Source organism: Flavobacterium sp. (assembly GCF_032153895.1).
Classification (GTDB): Bacteria; Bacteroidota; Bacteroidia; order Flavobacteriales; family Flavobacteriaceae; genus Flavobacterium.
The window spans coordinates 33,828-56,225 of the sequence record NZ_JALDYN010000007.1; the positions used below are offsets into that span (position 1 = coordinate 33,828).

Sequence of the window (22,398 nt, forward strand, 5' to 3'; positions counted from 1 at the left end):
AAACATATTATCTTCCCATGTGAATTAGAAGAATTGAAATATCCGCTGGTGAAACTCCGGAAATTCTCGATGCTTGCGAAATGGTAACCGGTTTGATTTTTTTCAGTTTCTCACGGGCTTCATGCGAAATGGATTTGACCAAATCATAATCGAAGTCCGGACGGATTTTTAAATCTTCCAGCCTATTTAATTTATCGGCGTTGTTTTTTTCTTTTTCAATGTACCCCGAATATTTCACTTGAATTTCGGCTTGCTCTATTACTTCTTCCTCTAAGTTATTTTCCTGAATGTATTTTTGAACCTCTTCGAAACGCAAAATATCTTCCAATTCCAATTGGGGTCTGGAAAAAACTTTGAACATTTTATCGGGTTGAACCATAGGTGAAGAACCTTTTTCTTCTAAAATTGGATTAGCCTCTTTCGGATTCACACTAGTTTCTTTGAAGAATGTTACAAAAGCATCCGATTCATCGCGTTTCTTTTCCATGGTGCGCAAACGGTCTTCTTTGGCTAAACCAATTTCATATGCCATTGGTGTCAAACGGAAATCCGCATTGTCCTGACGAAGTAAAGTTCTGTATTCTGCTCTGGAAGTAAACATACGATAGGGTTCTTCCGTTCCTTTGGTAATTAGGTCGTCAATTAAAACACCGATGTAGGCTTCGTTTCTTTTCAAGATGAAAGGATCACGGCCTTGTACTTTTAGCGAAGCATTGATTCCGGCCATCAAACCTTGGGATGCCGCTTCTTCGTAACCAGTGGTTCCGTTAATCTGTCCCGCGAAATATAAACCTTCGACTAATTTCGTTTCTAAAGTATGTCTCAATTGCGTCGGTGGAAAATAATCGTATTCAATCGCATAACCAGGACGGAAGAATTTTACTTTTTCAAAACCAGCCACAGAACTCAAAGCTTTGTATTGCACATCTTCTGGTAACGAAGTAGAAAATCCGTTTACGTAAACTTCAACTGTATTCCATCCTTCCGGTTCTACAAACAACTGATGACGTTCCTTATCTGCGAAACGATTGATTTTATCTTCGATAGACGGACAATAACGTGGTCCTAAACTTTTGATTCTACCGTTGAACATCGGCGAACGATCAAAACCTTCACGTAATAAATCGTGGACTAATTCCGAAGTATAGGTCATATGACAATCGCGTTGCACCGAAAGCGGTTTGGTAAGTCCTAAATAAGAGAATTTATTTGGATTTGTATCTCCCGGTTGTGGTTCCATTTTAGAATAATCCAACGAACGACCATCAACACGTGGTGGGGTTCCGGTTTTCATACGTCCGGCTTCGAAACCTAATTTTACTAAATCTTCCGTAATTCCATACGCGGCACTTTCTCCAGCTCTACCTCCACCGAATTGTTTTTCTCCGATGTGAATCAAACCATTTAAAAAAGTACCGTTGGTTAATACCACCGATTTAGCTTTTATTTCAATTCCCAACGAAGTTCGAATTCCAGTAACTTTTCCATTCTCGGTTAAAAGACCGGAAACCATTTCCTGGTAAAAATCAAGATTGGGAGTTTGCTCCAACATGGTTCGCCATTCCTCAGCGAACCGCATACGATCCGATTGCACTCGTGGCGACCACATCGCAGGACCTTTGGATTTGTTCAACATCTTGAATTGAATCGCTGTTCTATCGGAAACAATTCCGGAATAACCACCCAACGCATCAATCTCACGAACAATTTGTCCTTTTGCAATTCCTCCCATAGCAGGATTACAAGACATTTGGGCAATGTTCTGCAAACTCATTGTAACCAATAATGTTTTTGAGCCCATGTTGGCAGCAGCAGCAGCAGCTTCCGAACCAGCATGACCCGCTCCCACTACAATTACATCATATACATCTTGAAATAAACTCATTGTTCCACGTGAAACATTTTACTGTTTCAAACTTTATTTTTTAATTAATGTTCCACGTGGAACATTGTAACTTTTTCATCTTCTTTGCTACGCATTAATTGCGCATCTACATCTGACTTATCCTTGTATCCACAGTAATGCAAAATACCATGAATGATAACACGTTTTAATTCGTCATCGAAAGCAACTTTAAAATCAGTAGCATTATCCTTAACTCTTTCTATAGAAATAAAAATATCTCCATGTAAGATATTACTTTCAGAATAATCAAAACTAATGATATCAGTTAAATCATCGTGATTAAGGTACTCCACGTTGATTTTATGTAAATATTCATCGTCGCAGAAGATATAACTTATCTCACCCAATTCTTTGTTCTCAGAGTCAATTACGCGTGAAATCCAATTTTCATACGCAGCTTCATTCTCCAACGCAAAGTCGGTTTCGTAATTAAAACTAATCATTTGATTTAAAATAGGTTTGCACCTTTTGATTAAAATTCGGGCGCAAAGGTAAGCTTTGTCGGTTTAATATTTCAACACTGTTTAAATATTCTTTTAAAGCAGGTGAAATTGGCAATCCTTGACTTTGAAAATCCTTTTTATTGGTTTGCGATTGTCTTTTGTTTTCTTCCCCTTGTTGTTGAATGGCTTTCTCTAATTTTAAAAGTTCATGTTTTAAATTCAGCATCTTCTGAAGGGTTTCATTTTTAAAACCCTTATTCAACAATTGCTTTTCGATATCTTTCATCTGTTGTAAAGCATTCTGACCACTTCCGCCCATGCCATTTTTCTCAAGAGACTTTTGTAAAGCATCGCGTAATTGTTGCTGTTCTTTAAGGATTTCTAATAAGCGACCAGCATCCCCTTCTCCATCCTCACCATTTTGCCCTTGTTGACCCCCTTTTTGTCCCGGATTCTTTTCGCCAGGTTTATTACCTTGTTGCTCTCCAGGTTTCATCCCGTCTTTCATTTTTTGAGACAAACCTTCTTGTTTTTTAATAATGTCCGGTAACTGCATTCCTTGACCTTGACCAGGTTTTGGTTTTCCTTTCCCTTGGCCCTGACCTTGCATCTGCATCATCATTTCCGATTGCATCTGATTCATTGCATCACTTAAAAAATCGGCTAATCTGTTGGAAGAAGTTATCGTATATTGCTGATGTGAAACCCCTTTACCGATGTTATTATCCGCAAAATTATCAATGGATTTATCGACGTTGTATTGCACGTTACCCACTTCTTTCGTAATAGATTCTGATATTTTAGGATTGCGAAGCGAGATAGCAAAAAGACTGTCATCAATATGTTTGAACTGATTTTTTAAATCTTGTTGTTTCTTTAAAAACTTATTAAAACCAACGGCGCGATTCGTAGTTGATTTAAAATTATTCATCAAATCTTCCTGACTGAAAGAAAACGCTAAAAGGTTATCTAAAATCTGACGTAACATTTTGACATCTTCCTGCATTTGATCCATATCGCCACTTTCCATCGAAGCTTGCATTTTCTGACTCATTTGCTGCATTTTTTGAGCAGCTGATTTTTGCTTCGGTTTGGCTTTTGAAGCATTTTGTTTTTGTAATTCGTCGGAAGCTTTTTCTAAATCTTTCTGAATATCTTCTTGCTCTTGCTTATCATTCGGAATATCCATCGGAGCTTTTAACTCTTCGTTTTCCTTATCCAACTCCTGCAACTCTTTCTGAATATCCTCAAATTGTTTGTTGATCTCGTTTTGTTCTTTAGCATTGTTGTCTTTGCTTTCAGAAAGTTTATCTTCTTTCTTAGATAATTCATCCAACTTATTGGCGATTTGTTCCGCTTTTTTATCTACATAAAAACGCTTGGTCAACTCTACCAATTGCTCTAAACTTTTAGTTTGATCTTTAGTATTTTGCTTCAGTTTATCAACATTTTCAAAGAGTTCTTCTTCTTTTAGTTTCTTGGTTAATTCATCCAATTCTTTTAAAAGCTTCTCGTTCTTTTCAATTTCCTTTTCGTTTTTATCCAAACGTTTTAAAAGTTCGTCTTTGAATTCGTCTTTCTTTTCCGGATTGAATTGCTCTAAATTTTCTTCTAATTTTATAGAAAACTCTTTCATCAACTCATCCTGCTGTTTCTGACGGTTGATAAAATCCTGTACTTTTTTCTGATCTTTAAAATCTAAATTCGTTTTCTCTTTTCCCATCTTTTGCAGTTTATCCAATTCTGATAACTGCTTGTCTTGATTCTTAATCGATTTTTCAAGACTGTTGATATTCGAATTCTGCTCTTGTAAATTCTGTTGTTCTTGCTCTTGTTCCGTTAATTCGCGATGTGAAAACACCGATGATTTAGCACTTTTGAAATTATGAATTGCATCATTGTCGAAAATTTCAAAATAATAATCATAATCCACACCAGGCTGAATTTGCAATCCACTTGGAAAAGCATAGACAAACTGATCGAAAGCAGCATTTTTAACAGCTATAGAACCACGTCGCAACTCGTTAGGTTTGTCTTTCGGAAAAAAGACAACATGTAATTTCGTCAAACCGTAATCATCTGAAACTTTTCCAATAATTACATTGTTTTTTAAACGAAGCGAATCCGGAGCAGTTTCAACGGCAATAGTCGGATACTGATCTTTTACAATACTCAACTGGTATTGTAATTTTTCATAATTCTTTACTTTAGAATTGGAAGTAATAATTTGATAATCAGTATTTTGTAAAATAGTTTTAGCTAATTCAAAACCTGTTTCGGATGGTTTGAAATTCATGATTGTTTTATCCGATGCCAACTGAACGGAACTGGTAGCCAAAGCTTTCATTTTCCAAATCACTTGTGTTCCTTCGGGTACTATAGCATTTCCCGTTCCTTGAATGATTTCACTTTTTTTATGTAAATAAGAAGGAAAACGCAATTCCATTTCAAAATTAACGATGGTAGGAACGGCAACTACTTCCAAGGTATACTCTTTGGAACTTACAGAATTGGCTTCCAAATGAAAAGCAACATCTTTCACCGGTTTCTCAAAACGATATTGAAACACTCCGGGTTGAACGGATTCTAAATAGTAACTTTCTTCGCCAATTCGAATCAGTGCATTTTCCGGGATTACTTTTCCAACCGTTTTTACTTGTAATAAGTAGTCTTTTCCTTGTTCTGAAGTTAAAATAGGATTCACCAGTTCGAACGAAAAAGGAGCTGGCGGAGAAAATTGGGTTTGATAATGCACAACTCTACTGAAACTTTGAGTAATCACATTCGAATTACCACTAAAAAGAAAAGCAGAAAGTACTAAAAGTGGAAAAACTGCATACGGAAGATACTTCGAATTTTTCTTATAATTAATAGCATTACTAAATGGAATTGGCTTTAAATTAGCGGCTTTCTGTTCAATAGAAGCTACCAAAAGTTCCGAAGGATTTTCCTGGGAATTCAATTGCAGGAAATTCGTCAGTTTGTCGCTTACTTCTGAAAAGTGATTTCCGATGATTTGAGAAGCTTCGGTATAATTGATTCCTTTTTGTAATTTGAACAATTTAAAAATCGGAAACAAAATAAATCGGAACAACAGAAAAACTTCTACACCAACAAAAAGCCAGAACAGCACGGTCCTCCCTTTGGGTTGTAGCCATAGAAAATGTTCCACGAGCAAAGTGGCCAGAAAATACAATAAGCCTAAACCAATAAAAAGCAACGTACCTTTGAGTAATTCGTTGGTATAGAACTTCTTGATAAAGGCTTCCAGTTTCTGAAAGATGACATTTTTGTTTTCCAAAATCTGCTGTTTAGCTTATAACCGATAAAATTACAATTTTAAAGCCAATCCAAAACTTTAAAATTCGTTAAACTCCAAATTAATTTTTGGAAGACACTTGTTTTCAACAATCATTAAATAAATAAAAAAGAAGAAATTTAAAATTTAATTTTTTTGTTGATTATTATTAGCTGTTAATAGTAGAAATAACTTTATTGAAAACCAGTAGGAAGTTTACTTATGCTTTTTTATACCGAATTATCAACAGGTTTATTTAGCACTAATTTATTGTAAATCAAATGTAAATTTTAAGTTATCAACAGTTGTTTACAATTCGGTTTAAGCGGAAAGTATGAATAAGTAAACTCTAAATTTTATGTTAATAAATCCAAAAATACATTTGATAAATTCTAAAGAAATTTTAAAAACATCCCTTGCTTTTTTCAATCTCATTTTTGATTAGTAAAAAAAGAATAGTAACCCAAAAACAGTTGTCAGATTCTATCCAAAGTTGTTAACAAAAGTTGTTAATCGGTAAAAGCCTGTATTTCAGCGATTCTTTATTTTTAATTAACATTCCTAATTATTGCTGTTAAATTAGTATCAGTTTTTTAAATTTTACTGTTAATTTTTCCATTATTAGAATTCCTTTTTAAAGCTAAATATGCAGCATCTCTTTTAAAATGAAGCAGTTATACAACCTTTACGAAAATTAACAATTGTTGATAATAGCAAATCTTTTAAAAAAACTGTAATCCTAAAAGGTGTAACTCTAAACTTAAAAGTATCTTTGCTTAAAATTTTAAAAAATGGCCAGACCTGTACGTGTGCGTTTTGCACCTAGTCCAACCGGACCTTTACATATTGGTGGTGTTCGTACTGCTTTATTTAATTATTTGTTTGCTAAAAAACACGGCGGAACTTTTTATTTGCGAATAGAAGATACCGATCAGAACCGTTTTGTTCCCGGAGCCGAAACGTATATTATGGAAGCTTTGGAATGGTTAGGCATCGCACCGGATGAAACTGTAGGTAAAAACGAAAAATTCGGACCATACCGTCAGAGCGAGCGCAAAGACTTGTACAAACAATATGCCGACCAGTTGATTAATTCCGGTTGGGCGTATTACGCATTTGATACCGCTGATGATTTGGATCAGTTGCGAAAAAATGCAGAAGAAGAAGGAAAAACATTCATTTACAATCATACGGTTCGCGAACATTTAGACAATTCTTTAACAGTTGCGGCTGATAAAGTAGCTGAACGTATCGCTAACGGTAAAGAATATGTAATCCGCTTCAAAACACCTGTGAATGAAACTTTACATTTAAAAGACATCATTCGTGGCGATATTAAATTCGATACCAATTTATTAGATGATAAAGTATTGTTTAAAAGTGACGGGATGCCAACGTATCATTTGGCGAATATCGTTGATGACCATTTAATGGAAACTTCCCATGTAATTCGCGGGGAAGAATGGTTGCCTTCTCTCCCATTACATGAATTGTTATACAAAGCTTTTGGTTGGGAAGCTCCGGAATTTGCACATTTACCATTAATTTTAAAACCGGTAGGCAACGGAAAATTATCCAAACGCGACGGTGATAAATTAGGATTCCCGGTATTTCCATTAGATTGGACCGATCCGATTTCTGGTGAAACATCATCTGGTTATCGTGAAAAAGGTTTCTTTCCGGAAGCAGTGGTCAACTTTTTAGCGTTATTAGGTTGGAACGACAGTACCGATCAGGAATTATTTTCGTTGGAAGAATTGGTACAAAAATTCGATTTGAACCGCGTCCATAAAGCCGGTGCAAAATTTGATCCGGAAAAAAACAAATGGTTCAACCAACATTATCTGAAACTACAATCGGATGTTTCGTTGGCTGAAAAATTTCTTCCGATGCTTCAGAAACAAGGAATTACAACTGATATGACTTATGTAACCAAAGTAGTAGCTTCGGTAAAAGAACGCGCTACTTTTGTAACGGATTTCTATGAATTGAGTGATTTCTTTTTTGTAGCGCCAACTTCTTATGATGAAAAAGCCGCTAAAAACTGGAAAGAAGAAACGCCAGGTTTGATGCAGCAATTGATTTCGGTAGTAGAAAATATTGATGATTTCACTTCCGTAAACATCGAAACCATTGTCAAAGACTGGATGACGAAAAATGAAATTGGAATGGGGAAAGTGATGCAGCCGTTCCGTTTGAGTTTGGTTGGCGCTTTGAAAGGACCACATCTTTTTGATATCGTAGAAATGATCGGAAAAGAGGAAACGATTAAGCGATTGCAAAAAGCGATTGCAAGTTTATAAAAAAGAAAAACGCTCCATTTGCGGAGCGTTTTTTATTATAAGTTGAATAACACCTGACCCGTTATCACGCCAATATTACCTTTGAAACTTCCTCCGTTTAAAAGTTTTAAATCATCTTCTTTATTCAGATTATTCAAAATATTGTTGACACCATATTGGTAATTGATCAAAGCACGAACACGTCGGTTTCCGGCAGCTATACCTACATAAATATTACCGTTGATTTTGGTAATCTCTTTAATTTGATCAACCGTTAAAGCAGATTCCGTCAAGACATTGTTTTTATATTTGTCCTGAAATTTTATCTTGTCGTTGATTTGCAACACCGGACCAAAATCTAACGAAACATGGTCTTTCACTAAATTATAACTCAATAATAAGCGAATTTGAGCACCCATGATTTTACATTTCACGTCTTCTTTTTGCAATAAAGGTGAAGTTGTTTCCACTGAAAAATTATTTTCCGAAAACTGCATTCCGAAAATCATGCTGAAATCGTTGTAGTAATTTCCTCGAACCTGCATTCCGGCAGACCAGCCTAATTCGGGTTTGGTATTGAAATCCGAAGTAAATAAAGACGTATGATTAACACCGCCGTAAATTCCAATACGGTTTCCGTCACGATAGCCGTGTTGTGCGATTGAAACCATTGAAAATAAAGCAAATAGTAAACTGAGGGCTTTTTTCATTTGTTTAAAAATTTCGGCAAATGTAAACTTATTTTTAAAGTATTTGTAACAATTTTAGCAATCTTGCGTATAATCTTATAAAATCTATAAACTATTTTTTATGATAGCATTTCCAATTTTTATCGTTTTCGGACTTTTTATTTTGTTCGCAGCCTTTTTTACCGTGAAACAGCAAACTGCTGTGGTGGTAGAGCGTTTCGGAAAGTTCAACAGTATTCGTCAATCGGGTTTACAACTGAAGATTCCGGTTTTTGACCGCATCGCCGGACGCGTGAATTTGCGTATCCAACAGTTGGATGTCGTAATTGAAACCAAAACCAAAGACAACGTTTTCGTGAAAATGAAAGTATCGGTACAGTTTAAAGTAATTCAGGAGAAAGTGTACGATGCGTTTTATAAATTGGAATATCCGCACGATCAGATTACGTCGTATGTATTTGATGTAGTACGTGCCGAAGTACCAAAATTAATCTTAGACGACGTTTTCGTTCGTAAAGACGATATCGCAATCGCTGTAAAACGCGAATTAAACGAAGCGATGATGACGTACGGTTATGATATCATCAATACTTTAGTAACCGATATTGATCCGGATACGCAGGTAAAACACGCGATGAACCGTATCAACGCCGCAGACCGTGAAAAAACCGCTGCTGAATACGAAGCAGAAGCACAACGTATCCGTATCGTTGCGAAAGCCAAAGCTGAAGCGGAAAGTAAGCGTTTACAAGGTCAGGGTATTGCCGATCAGCGTCGTGAAATTGCACGTGGTTTGGTAGAATCGGTGAATCAGTTGAATGATGTGGGGATCAATTCTCAGGAAGCTTCGGCTTTAATTGTGGTGACTCAGCACTACGATACGTTACAAGCTGTTGGTGCCGATACGAATTCTAACTTGATTTTATTACCGAATTCCCCGCAAGCAGCCAGCGATATGTTGAACAACATGGTCGTTTCATTTGCAGCGAGTAATCAGGTAGGAGAAGCTATGAAAAAAGCAAGTTCAACTAAGAAAAGCAACAAAGCGCAACAGGCTAACGAAGGTTTTGGTATTGAAGATACGCCAACCAATCCGGAAGCATAATAGTAAAAGAAAGAGGTCGAAAGTCCTCTTTTTTTATTTCATAAAACGACGTACCAAAAAAGGAAGTACAATTTTTTGCAACAAATCATACTTGTTTATCGCATTACCTACATTTCCGATTACATTTTGTAACATGGTTCCGGGTGTAAAACTATCCACGGTTTTTTCTACCGATAGGGATAATTTTTTATAATCGATATCTTTCTGGAGTTTCAGAATCTCCAAATCGCGGTCGATTTCTTCGTACGAAGTATAGATTTTCTTTTCCATGGTTATTCGTTAAAAAAGATTTTGGAAAATTTTTCAAGGATGCTTTTCTCAAACAGCGTATCTTTCAACAGATAAATCAGTAAGGCCAACAACAAGTAAATACCGCTTACCGCTAAAAAGCCTAAGCTGTAACTCTGGAAAATGTCACTCAAAAACATAGCGAAAGCCACTGACGCAAATAGCAGGAACAACGTCAGAAACAAGCCAACCAAAAGAATTTTCAAGGTGGTAACCGTAGATTTTGTAGCAACTTTAAACAACCATAGTTTGTAGTATGCCACATTACTGTCGACGACATTCTTTAATTTTTCCTGTAATTCTTCGGTATTTTCTTTAAGATGATCAAATGGCATAGGCTATTTGGTTGCAGCCGATTGTTTTTTCAGTTCGGCTAGTTTTTTTTCCAAAGCTTCGATGACTTCTTCTTTTTTATGATCGGTTTGGGTAATCAGATGTTCGAATTCTTTTTCCAAATCGACTTTGGCTTTCGAAAATTTTGATTTCAACTGATCGGAAGCTTCGTTGAATTTTTCTTTCAGATGTTCTTTCTCCTGATCAAAACCATCCTTAATTCGCTTTCTGGTTTTCGAACCTTTATCCGGAGCAAACAAAATTCCGATCCCTGCTCCTACTGCTGCACCGGCTAAAAGTGCCAATAAAGTATTTCCCGTGTTGTTTGACATAACGTTGTATTTTTAAATTAATACTTATAAACTTACGAAAACAAAAACCGGTTTTCCGTTAAGATCTCGTTAATACTTTCTTTAAAAATCTTAAAACGGCTTTAAAATCCATTTAAACCATGTTCTTTTAAGAATGATGAGTTTAGTTGTAGTTGGAATTATTCTTCATTTAAATTAAAATATAAAAGACGATTTCAATAAGCAAAAACTATGAATTTAAAATAATCGATATTTAAATTAAATAATAAAAAAATCCGCGGTGAAGCGGATTTTGTATTGATAAGAACTATGGTGTTTTTATTCTTCTTTAGATTCAACTTTCGCCCAAGTATCACGAAGGCCAACCGTTTTATTGAAAACAATTTTAGCCGAAGTCGAATCGCGATCCACACAAAAATACCCTAAACGCTGAAACTGAACTTGGTCACCATCCTGAGCGGTTTGCAAACTCGGTTCTAAATAGCCGGTGATAGTTTTCAAGGAATTCGGGTTGATGTACGTTTTGAAATCCACTTCTTTATCTCCATCCGGATTTTCGTGCGTGAACAAACGGTCGTATATACGAACTTCTGCTTCAATGGCATGCGGTACCGAAACCCAATGAATCGTTCCTTTTACCTTACGCATGCTGGCTTCGCTTCCGCTTCCGCTTCGGCTGTCAGTGTCGTAAGTCGCGTGAATTTCTATAATGTTTCCGTTAGCATCTTTTACTACCGATTCTCCTTTGATGATGTAAGCATTTTTCAGACGCACTTCCGTGCCCAACGTCAATCGGAAAAACTTCTTGTTTGCTTCTTCCTGAAAATCTTCTCTTTCGATGTACAATTCTTTTGAAAAAGGGACTTGACGATACGTCATTACTTCTTCTTCCGGATTGTTTTCCGCTTCCAACCATTCGGTTTTATCTTCCGGATAGTTGGTAATCACCAGTTTTACCGGATCTAAAACACCCATTACACGGGGAGCAGTTTTGTTCAATTCTTCCCGAACACAGAATTCTAACAACGAAACGTCGATTAAATTGGTACGTTTTGCAATTCCGATCGTATTCGCGAAGTTACGGATTGCCATAGGCGGATACCCACGACGACGCATGCCGGAAATCGTACTCATACGCGGATCGTCCCAGCCCGTAACATGTCCTTCCTGAACCAATTGTAACAATTTACGTTTGGAAACAACGGTATGGGACAAGTTTCTACGGGCAAATTCACGCTGCTTCGGACGAACCTTACTTGTGTCGTAAATGTTATCCAAAAACCAATCGTACAATTCGCGGTGTGGCAAAAACTCCAACGTACAAAGCGAATGGGAAATCTGTTCCATATAATCACTTTCACCGTGCGCCCAGTCGTACATCGGATAGATACACCATTGGCCACCGGTTCTGTGGTGATGTTCATGCATGATGCGGTACATAATCGGGTCACGCATCAGCATGTTGGGAGAAGCCATATCGATTTTAGCACGCAAAACGTACGAACCGTTAGGAAATTCTCCGTTTTTCATTTTACTGAAAAGTTCCAGATTTTCTTCCACGGAACGGTCGCGGTTCGGGCTGTTGGTTCCGGGTTGGGTTGGCGTTCCTTTTTGTTTGGCCATTTCTTCGGAAGACAAATTGTCAACATAAGCCTTTCCTTTTTGAATTAAAACCACAGCCCAGTCGTACAACTCCTGAAAATAATCCGAAGCGTAACATTCTCTATCCCATTCAAAACCTAACCAAGTAACGTCGCGTTTGATTGCGTCAACATATTCCTGCTCTTCTTTGGAAGGATTGGTATCGTCAAAACGCAGATTAACCGGCGCCTGATAATCAATTCCCAAACCGAAGTTCAAACAAATCGCACTCGCGTGACCAACATGTAAATACCCATTCGGTTCTGGCGGAAATCGGAAACGTAATTTATCGTTCGGCAAACCATTTTTTAAATCGTCTTCAATGATTTGCTCTATAAAATTCAATGATTTTTCTTTCGTTGACATAGATTTTATGTAATTTTAGCAAAGATAAGTTTAATTAGTCAATTTGAAAATCTGAAATTTTGAAAATGACTGTAAAAGAGTTGTATGGGCGTTATTAAGTTGAAAAATATCAGAACTTTTTCCTACCATGGTTGTTTGTTGGAAGAAGGCAAAATAGGCAGTGATTATACAGTAGATTTGGAAATTAAAACCGATTTGCGCAAGTCGTCCTTTTCGGATGAACTTTCCGATACGGTAGATTACGTCCATCTGAATACCATCGTAGTGGAAGAAATGGCGATTCGCTCTAAATTACTCGAGCATGTGGCCCAACGCATCATTGCGCGTATTTTCAAAGAAATTCCGGCCGTTTCCAGAATCGTGGTTGGTGTTTCGAAAATCAATCCGCCTATTGGTGGTGATGTTGAAGCAGTTACCGTTCAAATGGAGGAATACCGCAGTTAAAAGAATACATTTCTTTAAAAACTTTACAACTCTGCGGCTTTGCAACTATAAAAAAATATTCTATATTTGCCGTCCATAACAATGGCATCGTGTCCGAGTGGCTAGGAAGCGGTCTGCAAAACCGTCTACCCCGGTTCGAATCCGGGCGATGCCTCGAAAAGAGTTACTTGAAAAAGTAGCTCTTTTTTTATGTGGTAATTTTAAGAAAAACTACTTAGGCGATGCCCTAAAAGCTTCAAGTTTCCCTGAAGGTTTTTGTTTTTATGGTTTTGAGAAAATAAAAAAAGCAACCTTTCGGCTGCTCTATTGTGCTTTTTCTTCAATCTTTTCAAGCGTATCTTTTACAAACTCTTTTTCTTTTGGGAACCAGCCTTGCAGCATCAGCACCAATCCGAAAATAATCAATAAAATACTGCTGATCTTTTTGACTTTGATAATGTTGGTTGGCGTTAATTTACTGCGCAATTGTTTCGCCAAAAGCACTTTACCAATATCGGTTACCAAATAAGCACCCAACACTGCCGAGAAGAAAATAACCATTCTTGACGTTTCCATATCGAGTTTCGGACCGAAAGCAATGATAATCGCCAGCCAAAATCCCAACACCCCAATATTGATAAAATTCAGTAAAAAACCTTTGATGAACAAGCTGAAATAATCTTTCTTAATCAGTTCCACTACTTCTTCGTCCGGATCGATGTTTTTATGCGCTTTACGGAGTTTTAAAAAGGTAATCAAACCGTACGTAAACATGATGATGCCGCCGAAAATAAACAAAGCCGGATCATCCTTGATACTCTGAATCAATCGGTAACTACTGAAGTACGCCACAGCAATGAAGAAAATATCCGCCAGAACTACCCCAAAATCAAACGACATGGCCGCACGGAAACCTTTGGTAATACTGGTTTCTATGAGCACAAAAAAAACGGGTCCGATCATAAAACTGAGAAAGAACCCTAATGGGATACCGGTCAGGATGTCTTCAATCATTCAAGAGGTGTTATTCTTACAAAGGTACTCTTTTAATTGGAAACTTTCCCTAAATTATGCTGACGGATGTTCCCACCAGCCACGGTTTTGGTGTTAAGCTGCTTCGGATTTCCGTACACGGTAATGGTTCCGCCGGCACGGGTTTTCGCATCGACTAAATCGGTAGCGGTTACATCGGCTTCGCCTCCGGCATTGACTACAACTACAGTTTGTTCGCCTTCCAAACTACTCGCTTTTACAATAGCTCCTGAAGAAACCACAATATCCTGATTTTGCGCTTTTCCGGTTAAACGCACAACAGCGCCGGAACTTGCTTTTACAGTAGCTCTTTTGGTGTCTAACGTTAATCGGATTTCGGCACCTTCTTTGGCATTTACGTCAAAAGCTATCGCATTAAAAGTAGCCGGGCTCGACACATAAGCGCCTTCACTGGCTTCTACACCTTCCAAACGTTTGTAATATACGATAGCCGTAACTTCTTCACCTTTAAGCAATTTTGGAAACGGCATGCGGATTTTTAATTCGCCGTTTTTGTTGACCAATTCGACGTCACTGCTTCGAACTCCGGACAATTCCACTTTGGTTTCGGAAGCTTCGATTAACTGTACCGATATTTTGTCAAATACTTTTACAGTAGTGAAATCACCAACATTTCGGGTTGTTTTTTCCTGGGCAAATCCGAAAGCGGTGATTAATAAAAAGGCTGCAACTATTTTTTTCATGGGTAAATTTAATTTCGTTTGTTATTCGTTTCTTCTGATAAAATGATAATCCAATTGTTTTTTGACCAAATCGGCGTTTTTAACTTTTACGTAGACTTCATCACCTAATTGTAAAAGGTTGTGTGACATTTCACCGACCAAAGCATATTGTTTTTCATCAAACGTGTAATAATCGTCTTTTATTTCACGGATGCGCACCATGCCTTCACATTTGTTTTCGATGATTTCCACATAGATGCCCCATTCGGTTACTCCGGAAATTACACCCAAAAACTCCTGATCTTTATGGTCTTGCATGTATTTAACCTGCATGTATTTTACCGAGTCGCGCTCAGCATTGGCGGCCATGTTTTCCATTTGCGAGGAATGTACGCATTTTTCTTCGTAATCTTCTTCGCTCACACTTTTACCGCCGTCTAAATAATGTTGCAGCAAACGGTGTGCCATCACATCAGGATATCGACGGATTGGAGACGTAAAATGCGAATAATAATCAAACGCTAAACCGTAATGTCCGATATTTTCTGTGGAATATACCGCCTTACTCATACTTCTGATGGCAAGTGTGTCGACTAAATTCTGTTCTTTTTTACCATTAACATCTTCCAACAACGTATTCAACGATTTGGAAATACTGTCGCGTGATTTAAAGTTTAAGCTGTAACCGAATTTTGAAATCACGGTTTGCAGGTTAATCAATTTGTCTTCGTTCGGTTCGTCGTGAATACGGTACACGAAAGTTTTTTTCTGTTTTCCGATGAATTCTGCTACTTTTCGGTTCGCCAACAACATGAATTCTTCAATCAAATGATTCGCATCTTTCGCCACTTTGAAGTAAACACCGGTTGGTTCATCGTTGTCGTCCAGTTTGAATTTCACTTCCACTTTATCAAAGGAAATCGCGCCGTTTGCCATACGTTTTCTTCGCATGATTTTGGCCAATTCGTCTAATTTCAACGTAGCATTTACAATTTCAGCAGGTACTTGATATGCGGCACCGGTTAAGGAGATTTCATCCGGTATTGTATCGGATTTGGTTTCGATGATGTGCTGTGCTTCTTCATACGCAAAACGCTGATCGGAATACGTTACTGTTCTTCCGAACCATTGGTTTAAGATTTCCGCTTTATCGTTCAGTTCAAAAACTGCTGAAAACGTATATTTTTCTTCATGCGGACGCAGTGAACAGGCGAAATTACTCAGTACTTCCGGTAACATCGGCACTACTCTATCGACTAAATAAACCGAAGTAGCACGCTTATAAGCTTCTTCTTCTAAGATAGTTCCTTCCTGCACATAATGCGACACATCGGCAATGTGAATCCCGATTTCGTAGTTGCCATTTTCCAACACTTTGAACGAAAGCGCATCGTCAAAATCCTTCGCATCTTTCGGGTCAATGGTGAACGTTAAGGTATCACGCATATCGCGACGTTTGGCAATTTCTTCCGCAGTAATCGAAGTGTCTAATTTTTTGGCATAAGCCTCCACTTCAATCGGGAAATCGTATGGCAAACCGTATTCGGCTAAAATCGCATGAATTTCAGTATCGTGTTCGCCCGGTCTTCCCAGTACTTTAACTACTTCACCAAACGGACTGTCGGCTTTTTTCGGCCAATCATCCATACGAACCAAAACGACATCACCGTCTTTTGCTTCTCCGATTTTGTCTTTCGGAATGAAAATATCAGTGTACATTTTAGCATTGGCAGTGGTTAAAAAAGCGAAGTTTTTCTGCACGTCTAAAACGCCTACAAATTCAGTTCGGGCGCGTTCCAGAATTTCCAAGACTTCGGCTTCCGGTCGACGGGAACTTCTGCGGTTGTACACATAAGCACGTACTTTATCGCCATCCAACGCATGGTTAAGGTTTTGAAACGGAATGAAAACGTCGTGCTCCAAATCTGGTGAAATCAGATAACCGGTTTTACGGCTGGTCATGTCGATGGTTCCTTCGTAATATTCGGTTTTCGCGATGATTTTGAATTTGCCGCGCTCGACTTCCTGAATTTTTTCTTTGGAAGTTAAATAACCTAATTCTTTGATAATTTCGTTGCGGCTTTTGGTGTCGTTCAGTTCTAACGCTGCCGCTATTTGTTTGTAATTGAAGGTTTTATTAGGGTCTTGGGATAAAATCTTAAAAATCTTTGCGGAAAAATCTTTTTGTTTTTTTCCGGCTTTGTGGAATTTCTTACTCATTTCGTCATTTCTATAATTGCTGAAAATTACGAATAACAAATCACAAATCAGAATTTAGCTCTAAGATTTATACAAAAAATAACTTTCGTATCTTTAACAAAAGCATTTTAATGAACGACTTTATAACGGTAGCTATTTTTGATTATCCGCATGAAATTACCGTGCTGAAACATTTATTGGAACAGCAAGAAATTCCGTATTTCTTTGAAAATGAAACCATGATGAACATCGCACCGATGTATTCGCAAGCTTTAGGCGGGATTAAACTGAAAGTGCATCAGAATGACATTGAAATCGTTAAAGAAATTATGAAAAAGTTAGACGACGATTCGAATTTAAAAATCGTTTGAACTACCTTTGCTGCAAACAAAACAAACACAACATCATGATTATCTCCATCGGAAACGACCACGCCGGCCCAGACTACAAAGCCGCGATTGTGAAGCATTTAGAAGCACAAGGACATACTGTTATCAACCATGGCACAGACACATTTGACAGTGTGGATTATCCAGATTTTGGACACGCAGTAGCCAACGATGTGGAAACCGGAAAAGCCAACTTCGGCATCATCATCTGCGGCAGCGGTAACGGAATTGCTATCACCGCTAACAAGCACCAAGGCGTTCGTGCGGCACTTTGTTGGATAAACGAGATTGCGGCTTTGGCTCGTCAACATAACGATGCGAATATTATCAGTATTCCGGCGCGTTATACCAACATCAAACAAGCGGTAGAAATGGTGGAAACCTTTTTATCTACAGATTTTGAAGGCGGAAGACACGCCACTCGCGTAAACAAAATTGCCTGTCAATAAGTATAGTAAATCCGGTTTCGAAAGAATCGGATTTTTTTAACCTTTTTTCATGGAACATTCACACGACCACAACCATCGGATTCACAAACACAACGTAGAAGGAAAGAATTTGGTCATTTCTATTTTACTGAACGTACTGATAACTTTAGCGCAGGTTGTCGGTGGAATTATTTCCGGTAGTTTAGCTTTGATTTCCGATGCTTTGCACAATTTCAGTGATGTATTGTCTTTAGTGTTCAGTTATGTGGCGCATAAATTGTCCCGAAGAAAAGCCTCCATCAGTCAGACTTTCGGGTACAAACGAGCGGAATTGATTGCGGCTTTTGTCAACGCTTTCACTCTAGTTTTAGTCGCGATTTACTTGATTTACGAAGCTGTCCTGCGTTTTTTTGAACCTACCGAGATTGCTTCCGGAATCGTTATTTGGCTGGCATTGTTAGGCATTGTAGCCAACGGAATTTCAGTTTTGCTATTAAAAAAAGATGCCGATCACAACCTGAATATGAAATCCGCTTATTTACATTTATTAACTGACATGATGGCTTCCGTAGCCGTTTTGGTGGGCGGTTTATTGATGAAATTTTTTCAGATTTACTGGATTGACAGCGTGATGACGTTAATCATTGCGGTATATCTGATTGTTGTCGGAATCGATTTACTGATTAAATCTACTAAAATGCTGATGCTCTTCACTCCGGAACATATTGATATTAAGGAAATTGTTCGAGAAGTGCATAAAATTCCGGGCGTTAATAAGTTGCATCACATTCACGTTTGGCATTTGAACGAGGAAGAGTTGCATTTGGAAGCCCATTTAGATTGTTCTGACGATATTCGTATGAGCGAGTTTAATAATTTACTACATTTGTTAGAAGAAGTTTTATATGAAAAATTCGGGATAAACCACGTCAATATCCAACCCGAGTTTCATAAAGAAGATCCCAAAGACTTTATTGTTCAAGACTAATTGAATCCATTATCATTGTGATTTTACAGATTGTGTACCTGTACAACAATCCGTAGAAGTTGTTTTTTATTTTAATTTAATATGCATGCATAGTAAATTATTTAATACCTTTAGCTTTTCCACTAACCAACAACAACACAACATTTTATGGAGAATACAACTATTACCAAGCTTTTGGTGGCCAACCGAGGCGAAATTGCCATTCGCGTTTTTCGTGCCGCAACGGAATTGAAAATTCAAACCGTCGCAATTTTCACGTTTGAAGATCGCTATTCCCTGCACCGTTTTAAAGCCGATCAGAGTTTTCAGATAGGCGACGAAACCGAAGCCTTAAAACCTTATTTGGATATCGAAGCCATTATTAAAGTAGCGAAAGCCAATCAGGTAGATGCGATTCATCCCGGCTATGGATTTCTGTCGGAGAATGTAGATTTTGTGCGTCGCTGCCAAGAAGAAGGTATTATTTTCGTCGGTCCGAAACCGGAAGCCATGGAGCGTTTGGGTGATAAAGTAGCCGCCAAAAAAGTAGCTACAGCTTTAAACATTCCAGTAATTACCGATTCCAAAATCGATTTAACAACAGTGGAAATTGCCTTATCCGAAGCCGAACGCATCGGTTATCCGGTTATGGTAAAAGCCGCTGCCGGTGGTGGTGGTCGCGGGATGCGAGTGGTGCGAACGTCCGAAGACATGAAAACCGCTTTTCAAAACGCAAAAGGAGAAGCCTTGAAAGCCTTTGGTGATGATACCATTTTCATTGAAAAATTTATCGATAACCCGAAACACGTTGAGGTTCAGATTTTAGGAGACAATCACGGAAATATTGTGCATTTGTACGAGCGCGATTGTTCGGTGCAGCGCCGTTTTCAGAAAGTGATTGAAATTGCGCCGTCCATACTTCAGCCAAAAACGAAACAGCAGTTGTATGGCTATGCAGTGCGCATTGCCAAAGAAGTGAACTACAGCAATGCCGGAACCGTAGAATTTCTAGTCGATAAAGACGAAAACATTTATTTCATCGAAGTCAATCCGCGTATTCAGGTGGAACACACCATTACTGAAGAAATTACCGGAATCGACATCGTGCGTTCGCAATTGATTATTGCTGCCGGACATCCGCTTACTCACAATCAGATTTTTATCCACAAACAGGAAGACATCAAATGCAACGGTTGGGCGATTCAATGTCGCATCACCACGGAAGATACCGAACACGATTTTAAACCGGACTACGGCACCATCATCGCTTATCGAAATGCCGGTGGTTACGGAATCCGATTGGACGAAGGAAATTGTTATACCGGTGTAACGGTTTCTCCCTTTTTTGATTCGATGCTGGTAAAAGTTTCCTCTAGCGGACGAACCTTAAAAGGCGCTTCCGACCGTTTGCGCAGAACCTTGGAAGAATTCCGAATCCGAGGTGTGAAAACCAACATGCCGTTTTTGTTAAATGTTTTGTCCAACGATATATTTCGCAACGGAAAATGTACCGTGAATTTCATACAAGAGAATCCACAATTGACGATTCCTGATCCGGAATATTTCAACGATCGCGGTACTAAAATGCTGAAATATTTAGCCGAATTGAAAGTAAACGGTCATCCGGATGTTACCAAATTCGATGTCGATAAAGTATTCCGAACCCCAATCATTCCTGAAATAACCAAAAAGGAATATCCAAAAGGAACGAAAGACTTATTAACGGAATTGGGTCGGGATAAATTCATCGACTACATCAAAAACGAAAAGAAAATATTTTATACCGATACGACCTTACGGGATGCACATCAATCGCTATTTGCTACGCGTTTGCGCAACTACGACATTTTAAAAGTTACTGAAGGCATTGCCAAAAATTTTCCAGAATTGTTTTCTTTGGAAGTTTGGGGTGGCGCGACCTTTGATGTGACGATGCGTTTTCTGCACGAAGATCCGTGGGAGCGTTTGCGTTTGATCCGAAAAACCGCGCCGAACGTATTGTTACAGATGTTATTCAGAGGCAGTAATGCGGTGGGTTATGCTGCTTATCCCGATAATGTTTTGGAACAGTTCATCATCAAAAGTGCCGAAAACGGAATCGATGTCTTCCGAATTTTCGATTCCCTGAACTGGATTGAAGGCATGCGTTTCAGTATCAAAACCGTTCGGGAGAAAACCAATGCGATTGCCGAAGCCTGTATTTGTTATACGGGTGACATTCTCAACCCGGAAAGACAGAAATTCAACCTGCAATATTATGTCGATTTAGCTAAAGAACTGGAAGCGGCCGGAGCGCATATGTTAGCCATCAAAGACATGGCAGGTTTATTGAAACCTTTAGCAGCCGAAGTTTTGATTACCGAATTGAAGAAACATATTTCCATTCCGATTCATTTGCATACACACGACACATCTTCCATCCAATCCACAACCTATTGGAAAGCCATTGAAGCTGGTGTAGATGTGGTTGATGTTGCCTTAGCATCTATGAGCGGTTTAACCTCACAACCGAATTTTAATTCTTTGGTGGCTGCCATGCAAGGTTCGGAAAGGGAAAACCCGATGAATCTCAAAAAACTGAACGAATATTCCAATTATTTTGAAGCCGTGCGTGAATATTATTATCCGTTTGAAAGTGAACTCAAAGCCGGAACGGCTGAGGTTTACGACCACGAAATTCCCGGCGGACAGTATTCGAATTTGTTGCCGCAAGCCCGTTCGTTAGGTTTGGAAGACAAATTTGAAACCATTAAACACAATTATGTGGTGGTGAACGAATTGTTTGGTGATATCGTGAAAGTGACACCATCTTCCAAAGTAGTGGGCGATATGGCTTTGTTCATGACCTCGAACAATTTAACGGCGGCCGAAGTGTTGGAAAAAGGCGATACGCTGGCGTTTCCGGAATCGGTGAAGCAGTTGTTCCGAGGAGATTTAGGACAGCCGTTTGGTGGTTTTCCGATAGCACTTCAAAAACTGATTTTAAAGAATGAAATCGCCTATACCGAAAAACCAAACGCACATTTGAAACCGATTGATTTCGAGTTGGAATTGCAATTGTTCCATCAGAAATTTGACGACAAACTTACAGTAGAAGATTTGTTATCCTACATCATGTTTCCAAAAGTTTTTGAAGAGTTTTACAAATTCCGACAGTATTTCGGTAAGGTGGAAAAATTACCAACGCCAAGTTTCTTCTATCCGATGAAAACCAACGAGGAACTCATCATCAATCTGGAAGAAGGCAAAAACATGATGGTTAAATTCCACCACATGGGCGAACCGAATGAAGACGGTTTCCGCGAAGTTCATTTTCAGATTAACGGGCAGATGCGAAACATTGTCATTAAAGATCTTTCCGTAAAATCAACGAAAGAAGCCAACCTGAAAGCTTCCGGAGCTAATGATATTGGCGCGCCGTTACAAGGCAGATTGTTAAAACTAATGGTTACCGAAAACGAAGAAGTGGAAAAAGATACGCCGCTTTTTGTCATCGAAGCCATGAAAATGGAAACCACGATTTGCGCCAACAAAAAAGGCATCATTTCTAAAATTCTGCTCAAAGAAAATTCGATGATTGAACAAGACGATTGTGTCTTACAGATTACGTAACTT

At 38.4% G+C, this 22,398-nt stretch carries 18 protein-coding genes and 1 tRNA gene; 8 read left to right on the forward strand and 11 right to left on the reverse strand.

The window, feature by feature from the left end:
* Positions 1–7 precede the first annotated feature (7 nt).
* From mnmG to RUH60_RS04445, 3 genes are read right to left on the reverse strand one after another with little or no spacing between them, the layout of a single operon-like run.
* On the reverse strand, positions 8–1,885 hold the full coding sequence (gene mnmG, locus RUH60_RS04435; protein ID WP_313805833.1) for a tRNA uridine-5-carboxymethylaminomethyl(34) synthesis enzyme MnmG: 1,878 nt from the start codon (positions 1,883–1,885) through the stop codon (positions 8–10).
* Positions 1,886–1,929: 44 nt separating this feature from the next.
* Entirely contained in the window at positions 1,930–2,349 is a 420-nt protein-coding gene (gene ybeY, locus RUH60_RS04440) for an rRNA maturation RNase YbeY (protein ID WP_313805835.1), read from the reverse strand.
* The gene (locus RUH60_RS04445; RefSeq protein ID WP_313805837.1) at positions 2,342–5,650 is read right to left on the reverse strand and encodes a DUF4175 family protein; all 3,309 of its coding nucleotides are present in this window, start codon (positions 5,648–5,650) and stop codon (positions 2,342–2,344) included. Before RUH60_RS04445 ends, ybeY begins: the two co-directional genes overlap by 8 nt.
* 788 nt (positions 5,651–6,438) lie before the next feature.
* Here RUH60_RS04445 and gltX point away from each other — a divergent pair.
* A complete protein-coding gene (gene gltX / locus RUH60_RS04450) occupies positions 6,439–7,950 on the forward strand; it encodes a glutamate--tRNA ligase (protein WP_313805839.1) in 1,512 nt (503 codons plus the stop codon).
* Between the two features lie 35 nt (positions 7,951–7,985).
* On the opposite strand, the gene RUH60_RS04455 is transcribed toward gltX, so the two are convergent.
* A complete protein-coding gene (locus RUH60_RS04455) occupies positions 7,986–8,639 on the reverse strand; it encodes a PorT family protein (protein ID WP_313805841.1) in 654 nt (217 codons plus the stop codon).
* A gap of 100 nt (positions 8,640–8,739) precedes the next feature.
* Here RUH60_RS04455 and RUH60_RS04460 point away from each other — a divergent pair, with 100 nt between their 5' ends.
* Positions 8,740–9,723 (forward strand): SPFH domain-containing protein, encoded by a 984-nt coding sequence (locus RUH60_RS04460; RefSeq protein ID WP_313805843.1) that lies wholly within the window; start codon positions 8,740–8,742, stop codon positions 9,721–9,723.
* A 33-nt stretch (positions 9,724–9,756) separates the two neighbouring features.
* Here RUH60_RS04460 and RUH60_RS04465 read toward each other — a convergent pair whose 3' ends face one another.
* From RUH60_RS04465 to RUH60_RS04480, 4 genes are all read right to left on the reverse strand, one after another.
* Complete coding sequence (locus tag RUH60_RS04465) at positions 9,757–9,993, reverse strand: DUF6327 family protein (RefSeq protein ID WP_313805845.1); 237 nt, start codon at positions 9,991–9,993, stop codon at positions 9,757–9,759.
* Positions 9,994–9,995: 2 nt separating this feature from the next.
* Positions 9,996–10,346, reverse strand: a complete 351-nt coding sequence (locus tag RUH60_RS04470; RefSeq protein WP_313805846.1) for a competence protein — start codon at positions 10,344–10,346, stop codon at positions 9,996–9,998.
* 3 nt (positions 10,347–10,349) lie between these two features.
* Positions 10,350–10,676 carry a YtxH domain-containing protein gene (locus tag RUH60_RS04475; protein WP_313805847.1) on the reverse strand — a complete coding sequence of 109 codons (327 nt, stop codon included), beginning with the start codon at positions 10,674–10,676 and terminating at the stop codon, positions 10,350–10,352.
* Between the two features lie 297 nt (positions 10,677–10,973).
* On the reverse strand, positions 10,974–12,662 hold the full coding sequence (locus RUH60_RS04480; RefSeq protein WP_313805849.1) for a glutamine--tRNA ligase/YqeY domain fusion protein: 1,689 nt from the start codon (positions 12,660–12,662) through the stop codon (positions 10,974–10,976).
* Positions 12,663–12,746: 84 nt separating this feature from the next.
* Here RUH60_RS04480 and folB point away from each other — a divergent pair, with 84 nt between their 5' ends.
* On the forward strand, positions 12,747–13,106 hold the full coding sequence (gene folB / locus RUH60_RS04485; RefSeq protein ID WP_313805851.1) for a dihydroneopterin aldolase: 360 nt from the start codon (positions 12,747–12,749) through the stop codon (positions 13,104–13,106).
* A gap of 83 nt (positions 13,107–13,189) precedes the next feature.
* Positions 13,190–13,260: transfer RNA gene (locus tag RUH60_RS04490), tRNA-Cys, on the forward strand.
* A 149-nt stretch (positions 13,261–13,409) separates the two neighbouring features.
* Here RUH60_RS04490 and RUH60_RS04495 read toward each other — a convergent pair.
* The 3 genes from RUH60_RS04495 to rnr are packed head-to-tail and all read right to left on the reverse strand — an operon-like array spanning position 13,410 to position 17,020.
* Complete coding sequence (locus RUH60_RS04495; RefSeq protein ID WP_313805853.1) at positions 13,410–14,099, reverse strand: LysE family translocator; 690 nt, start codon at positions 14,097–14,099, stop codon at positions 13,410–13,412.
* A 32-nt stretch (positions 14,100–14,131) separates the two neighbouring features.
* On the reverse strand, positions 14,132–14,821 hold the full coding sequence (locus RUH60_RS04500; RefSeq protein WP_313805855.1) for a head GIN domain-containing protein: 690 nt from the start codon (positions 14,819–14,821) through the stop codon (positions 14,132–14,134).
* Positions 14,822–14,842: 21 nt separating this feature from the next.
* Positions 14,843–17,020: a ribonuclease R gene (gene rnr / locus RUH60_RS04505; RefSeq protein ID WP_313805857.1), complete on the reverse strand. Its 2,178-nt coding sequence runs from the start codon at positions 17,018–17,020 to the stop codon at positions 14,843–14,845.
* Positions 17,021–17,130: 110 nt separating this feature from the next.
* On the opposite strand from rnr, the gene RUH60_RS04510 reads away from it, so the two are divergent.
* The 4 genes from RUH60_RS04510 (at position 17,131) to RUH60_RS04525 (ending at position 22,395) form a co-directional block, all read left to right on the forward strand.
* Positions 17,131–17,370 (forward strand): putative signal transducing protein, encoded by a 240-nt coding sequence (locus RUH60_RS04510; RefSeq protein ID WP_313805859.1) that lies wholly within the window; start codon positions 17,131–17,133, stop codon positions 17,368–17,370.
* Between the two features lie 35 nt (positions 17,371–17,405).
* On the forward strand, positions 17,406–17,837 hold the full coding sequence (gene rpiB / locus RUH60_RS04515; RefSeq protein WP_313805861.1) for a ribose 5-phosphate isomerase B: 432 nt from the start codon (positions 17,406–17,408) through the stop codon (positions 17,835–17,837).
* Positions 17,838–17,886: 49 nt separating this feature from the next.
* Positions 17,887–18,804 carry a cation diffusion facilitator family transporter gene (locus tag RUH60_RS04520; RefSeq protein WP_313805863.1) on the forward strand — a complete coding sequence of 306 codons (918 nt, stop codon included), beginning with the start codon at positions 17,887–17,889 and terminating at the stop codon, positions 18,802–18,804.
* 147 nt (positions 18,805–18,951) lie between these two features.
* Positions 18,952–22,395, forward strand: a complete 3,444-nt coding sequence (locus RUH60_RS04525) for a pyruvate carboxylase (RefSeq protein WP_313805865.1) — start codon at positions 18,952–18,954, stop codon at positions 22,393–22,395.
* Positions 22,396–22,398: the final 3 nt, after the last annotated feature.

Bases quoted from the DNA above. Each gene is read 5' to 3' on its own strand.
- mnmG (WP_313805833.1), bottom strand. From the start codon at position 1,885: ATGAGTTTATTTCAAGATGTATATGATGTAATTGTAGTGGGAGCGGGT.
- ybeY (WP_313805835.1), bottom strand. From the start codon at position 2,349: ATGATTAGTTTTAATTACGAAACCGACTTTGCGTTGGAGAATGAAGCT.
- gltX (WP_313805839.1), top strand. From the start codon at position 6,439: ATGGCCAGACCTGTACGTGTGCGTTTTGCACCTAGTCCAACCGGACCT.
- RUH60_RS04455 (WP_313805841.1), bottom strand. From the start codon at position 8,639: ATGAAAAAAGCCCTCAGTTTACTATTTGCTTTATTTTCAATGGTTTCA.
- RUH60_RS04460 (WP_313805843.1), top strand. From the start codon at position 8,740: ATGATAGCATTTCCAATTTTTATCGTTTTCGGACTTTTTATTTTGTTC.
- RUH60_RS04465 (WP_313805845.1), bottom strand. From the start codon at position 9,993: ATGGAAAAGAAAATCTATACTTCGTACGAAGAAATCGACCGCGATTTG.
- RUH60_RS04470 (WP_313805846.1), bottom strand. From the start codon at position 10,346: ATGCCATTTGATCATCTTAAAGAAAATACCGAAGAATTACAGGAAAAA.
- RUH60_RS04475 (WP_313805847.1), bottom strand. From the start codon at position 10,676: ATGTCAAACAACACGGGAAATACTTTATTGGCACTTTTAGCCGGTGCA.
- RUH60_RS04480 (WP_313805849.1), bottom strand. From the start codon at position 12,662: ATGTCAACGAAAGAAAAATCATTGAATTTTATAGAGCAAATCATTGAA.
- folB (WP_313805851.1), top strand. From the start codon at position 12,747: ATGGGCGTTATTAAGTTGAAAAATATCAGAACTTTTTCCTACCATGGT.
- RUH60_RS04495 (WP_313805853.1), bottom strand. From the start codon at position 14,099: ATGATTGAAGACATCCTGACCGGTATCCCATTAGGGTTCTTTCTCAGT.
- RUH60_RS04500 (WP_313805855.1), bottom strand. From the start codon at position 14,821: ATGAAAAAAATAGTTGCAGCCTTTTTATTAATCACCGCTTTCGGATTT.
- rnr (WP_313805857.1), bottom strand. From the start codon at position 17,020: ATGAGTAAGAAATTCCACAAAGCCGGAAAAAAACAAAAAGATTTTTCC.
- RUH60_RS04510 (WP_313805859.1), top strand. From the start codon at position 17,131: ATGAACGACTTTATAACGGTAGCTATTTTTGATTATCCGCATGAAATT.
- rpiB (WP_313805861.1), top strand. From the start codon at position 17,406: ATGATTATCTCCATCGGAAACGACCACGCCGGCCCAGACTACAAAGCC.
- RUH60_RS04520 (WP_313805863.1), top strand. From the start codon at position 17,887: ATGGAACATTCACACGACCACAACCATCGGATTCACAAACACAACGTA.
- RUH60_RS04525 (WP_313805865.1), top strand. From the start codon at position 18,952: ATGGAGAATACAACTATTACCAAGCTTTTGGTGGCCAACCGAGGCGAA.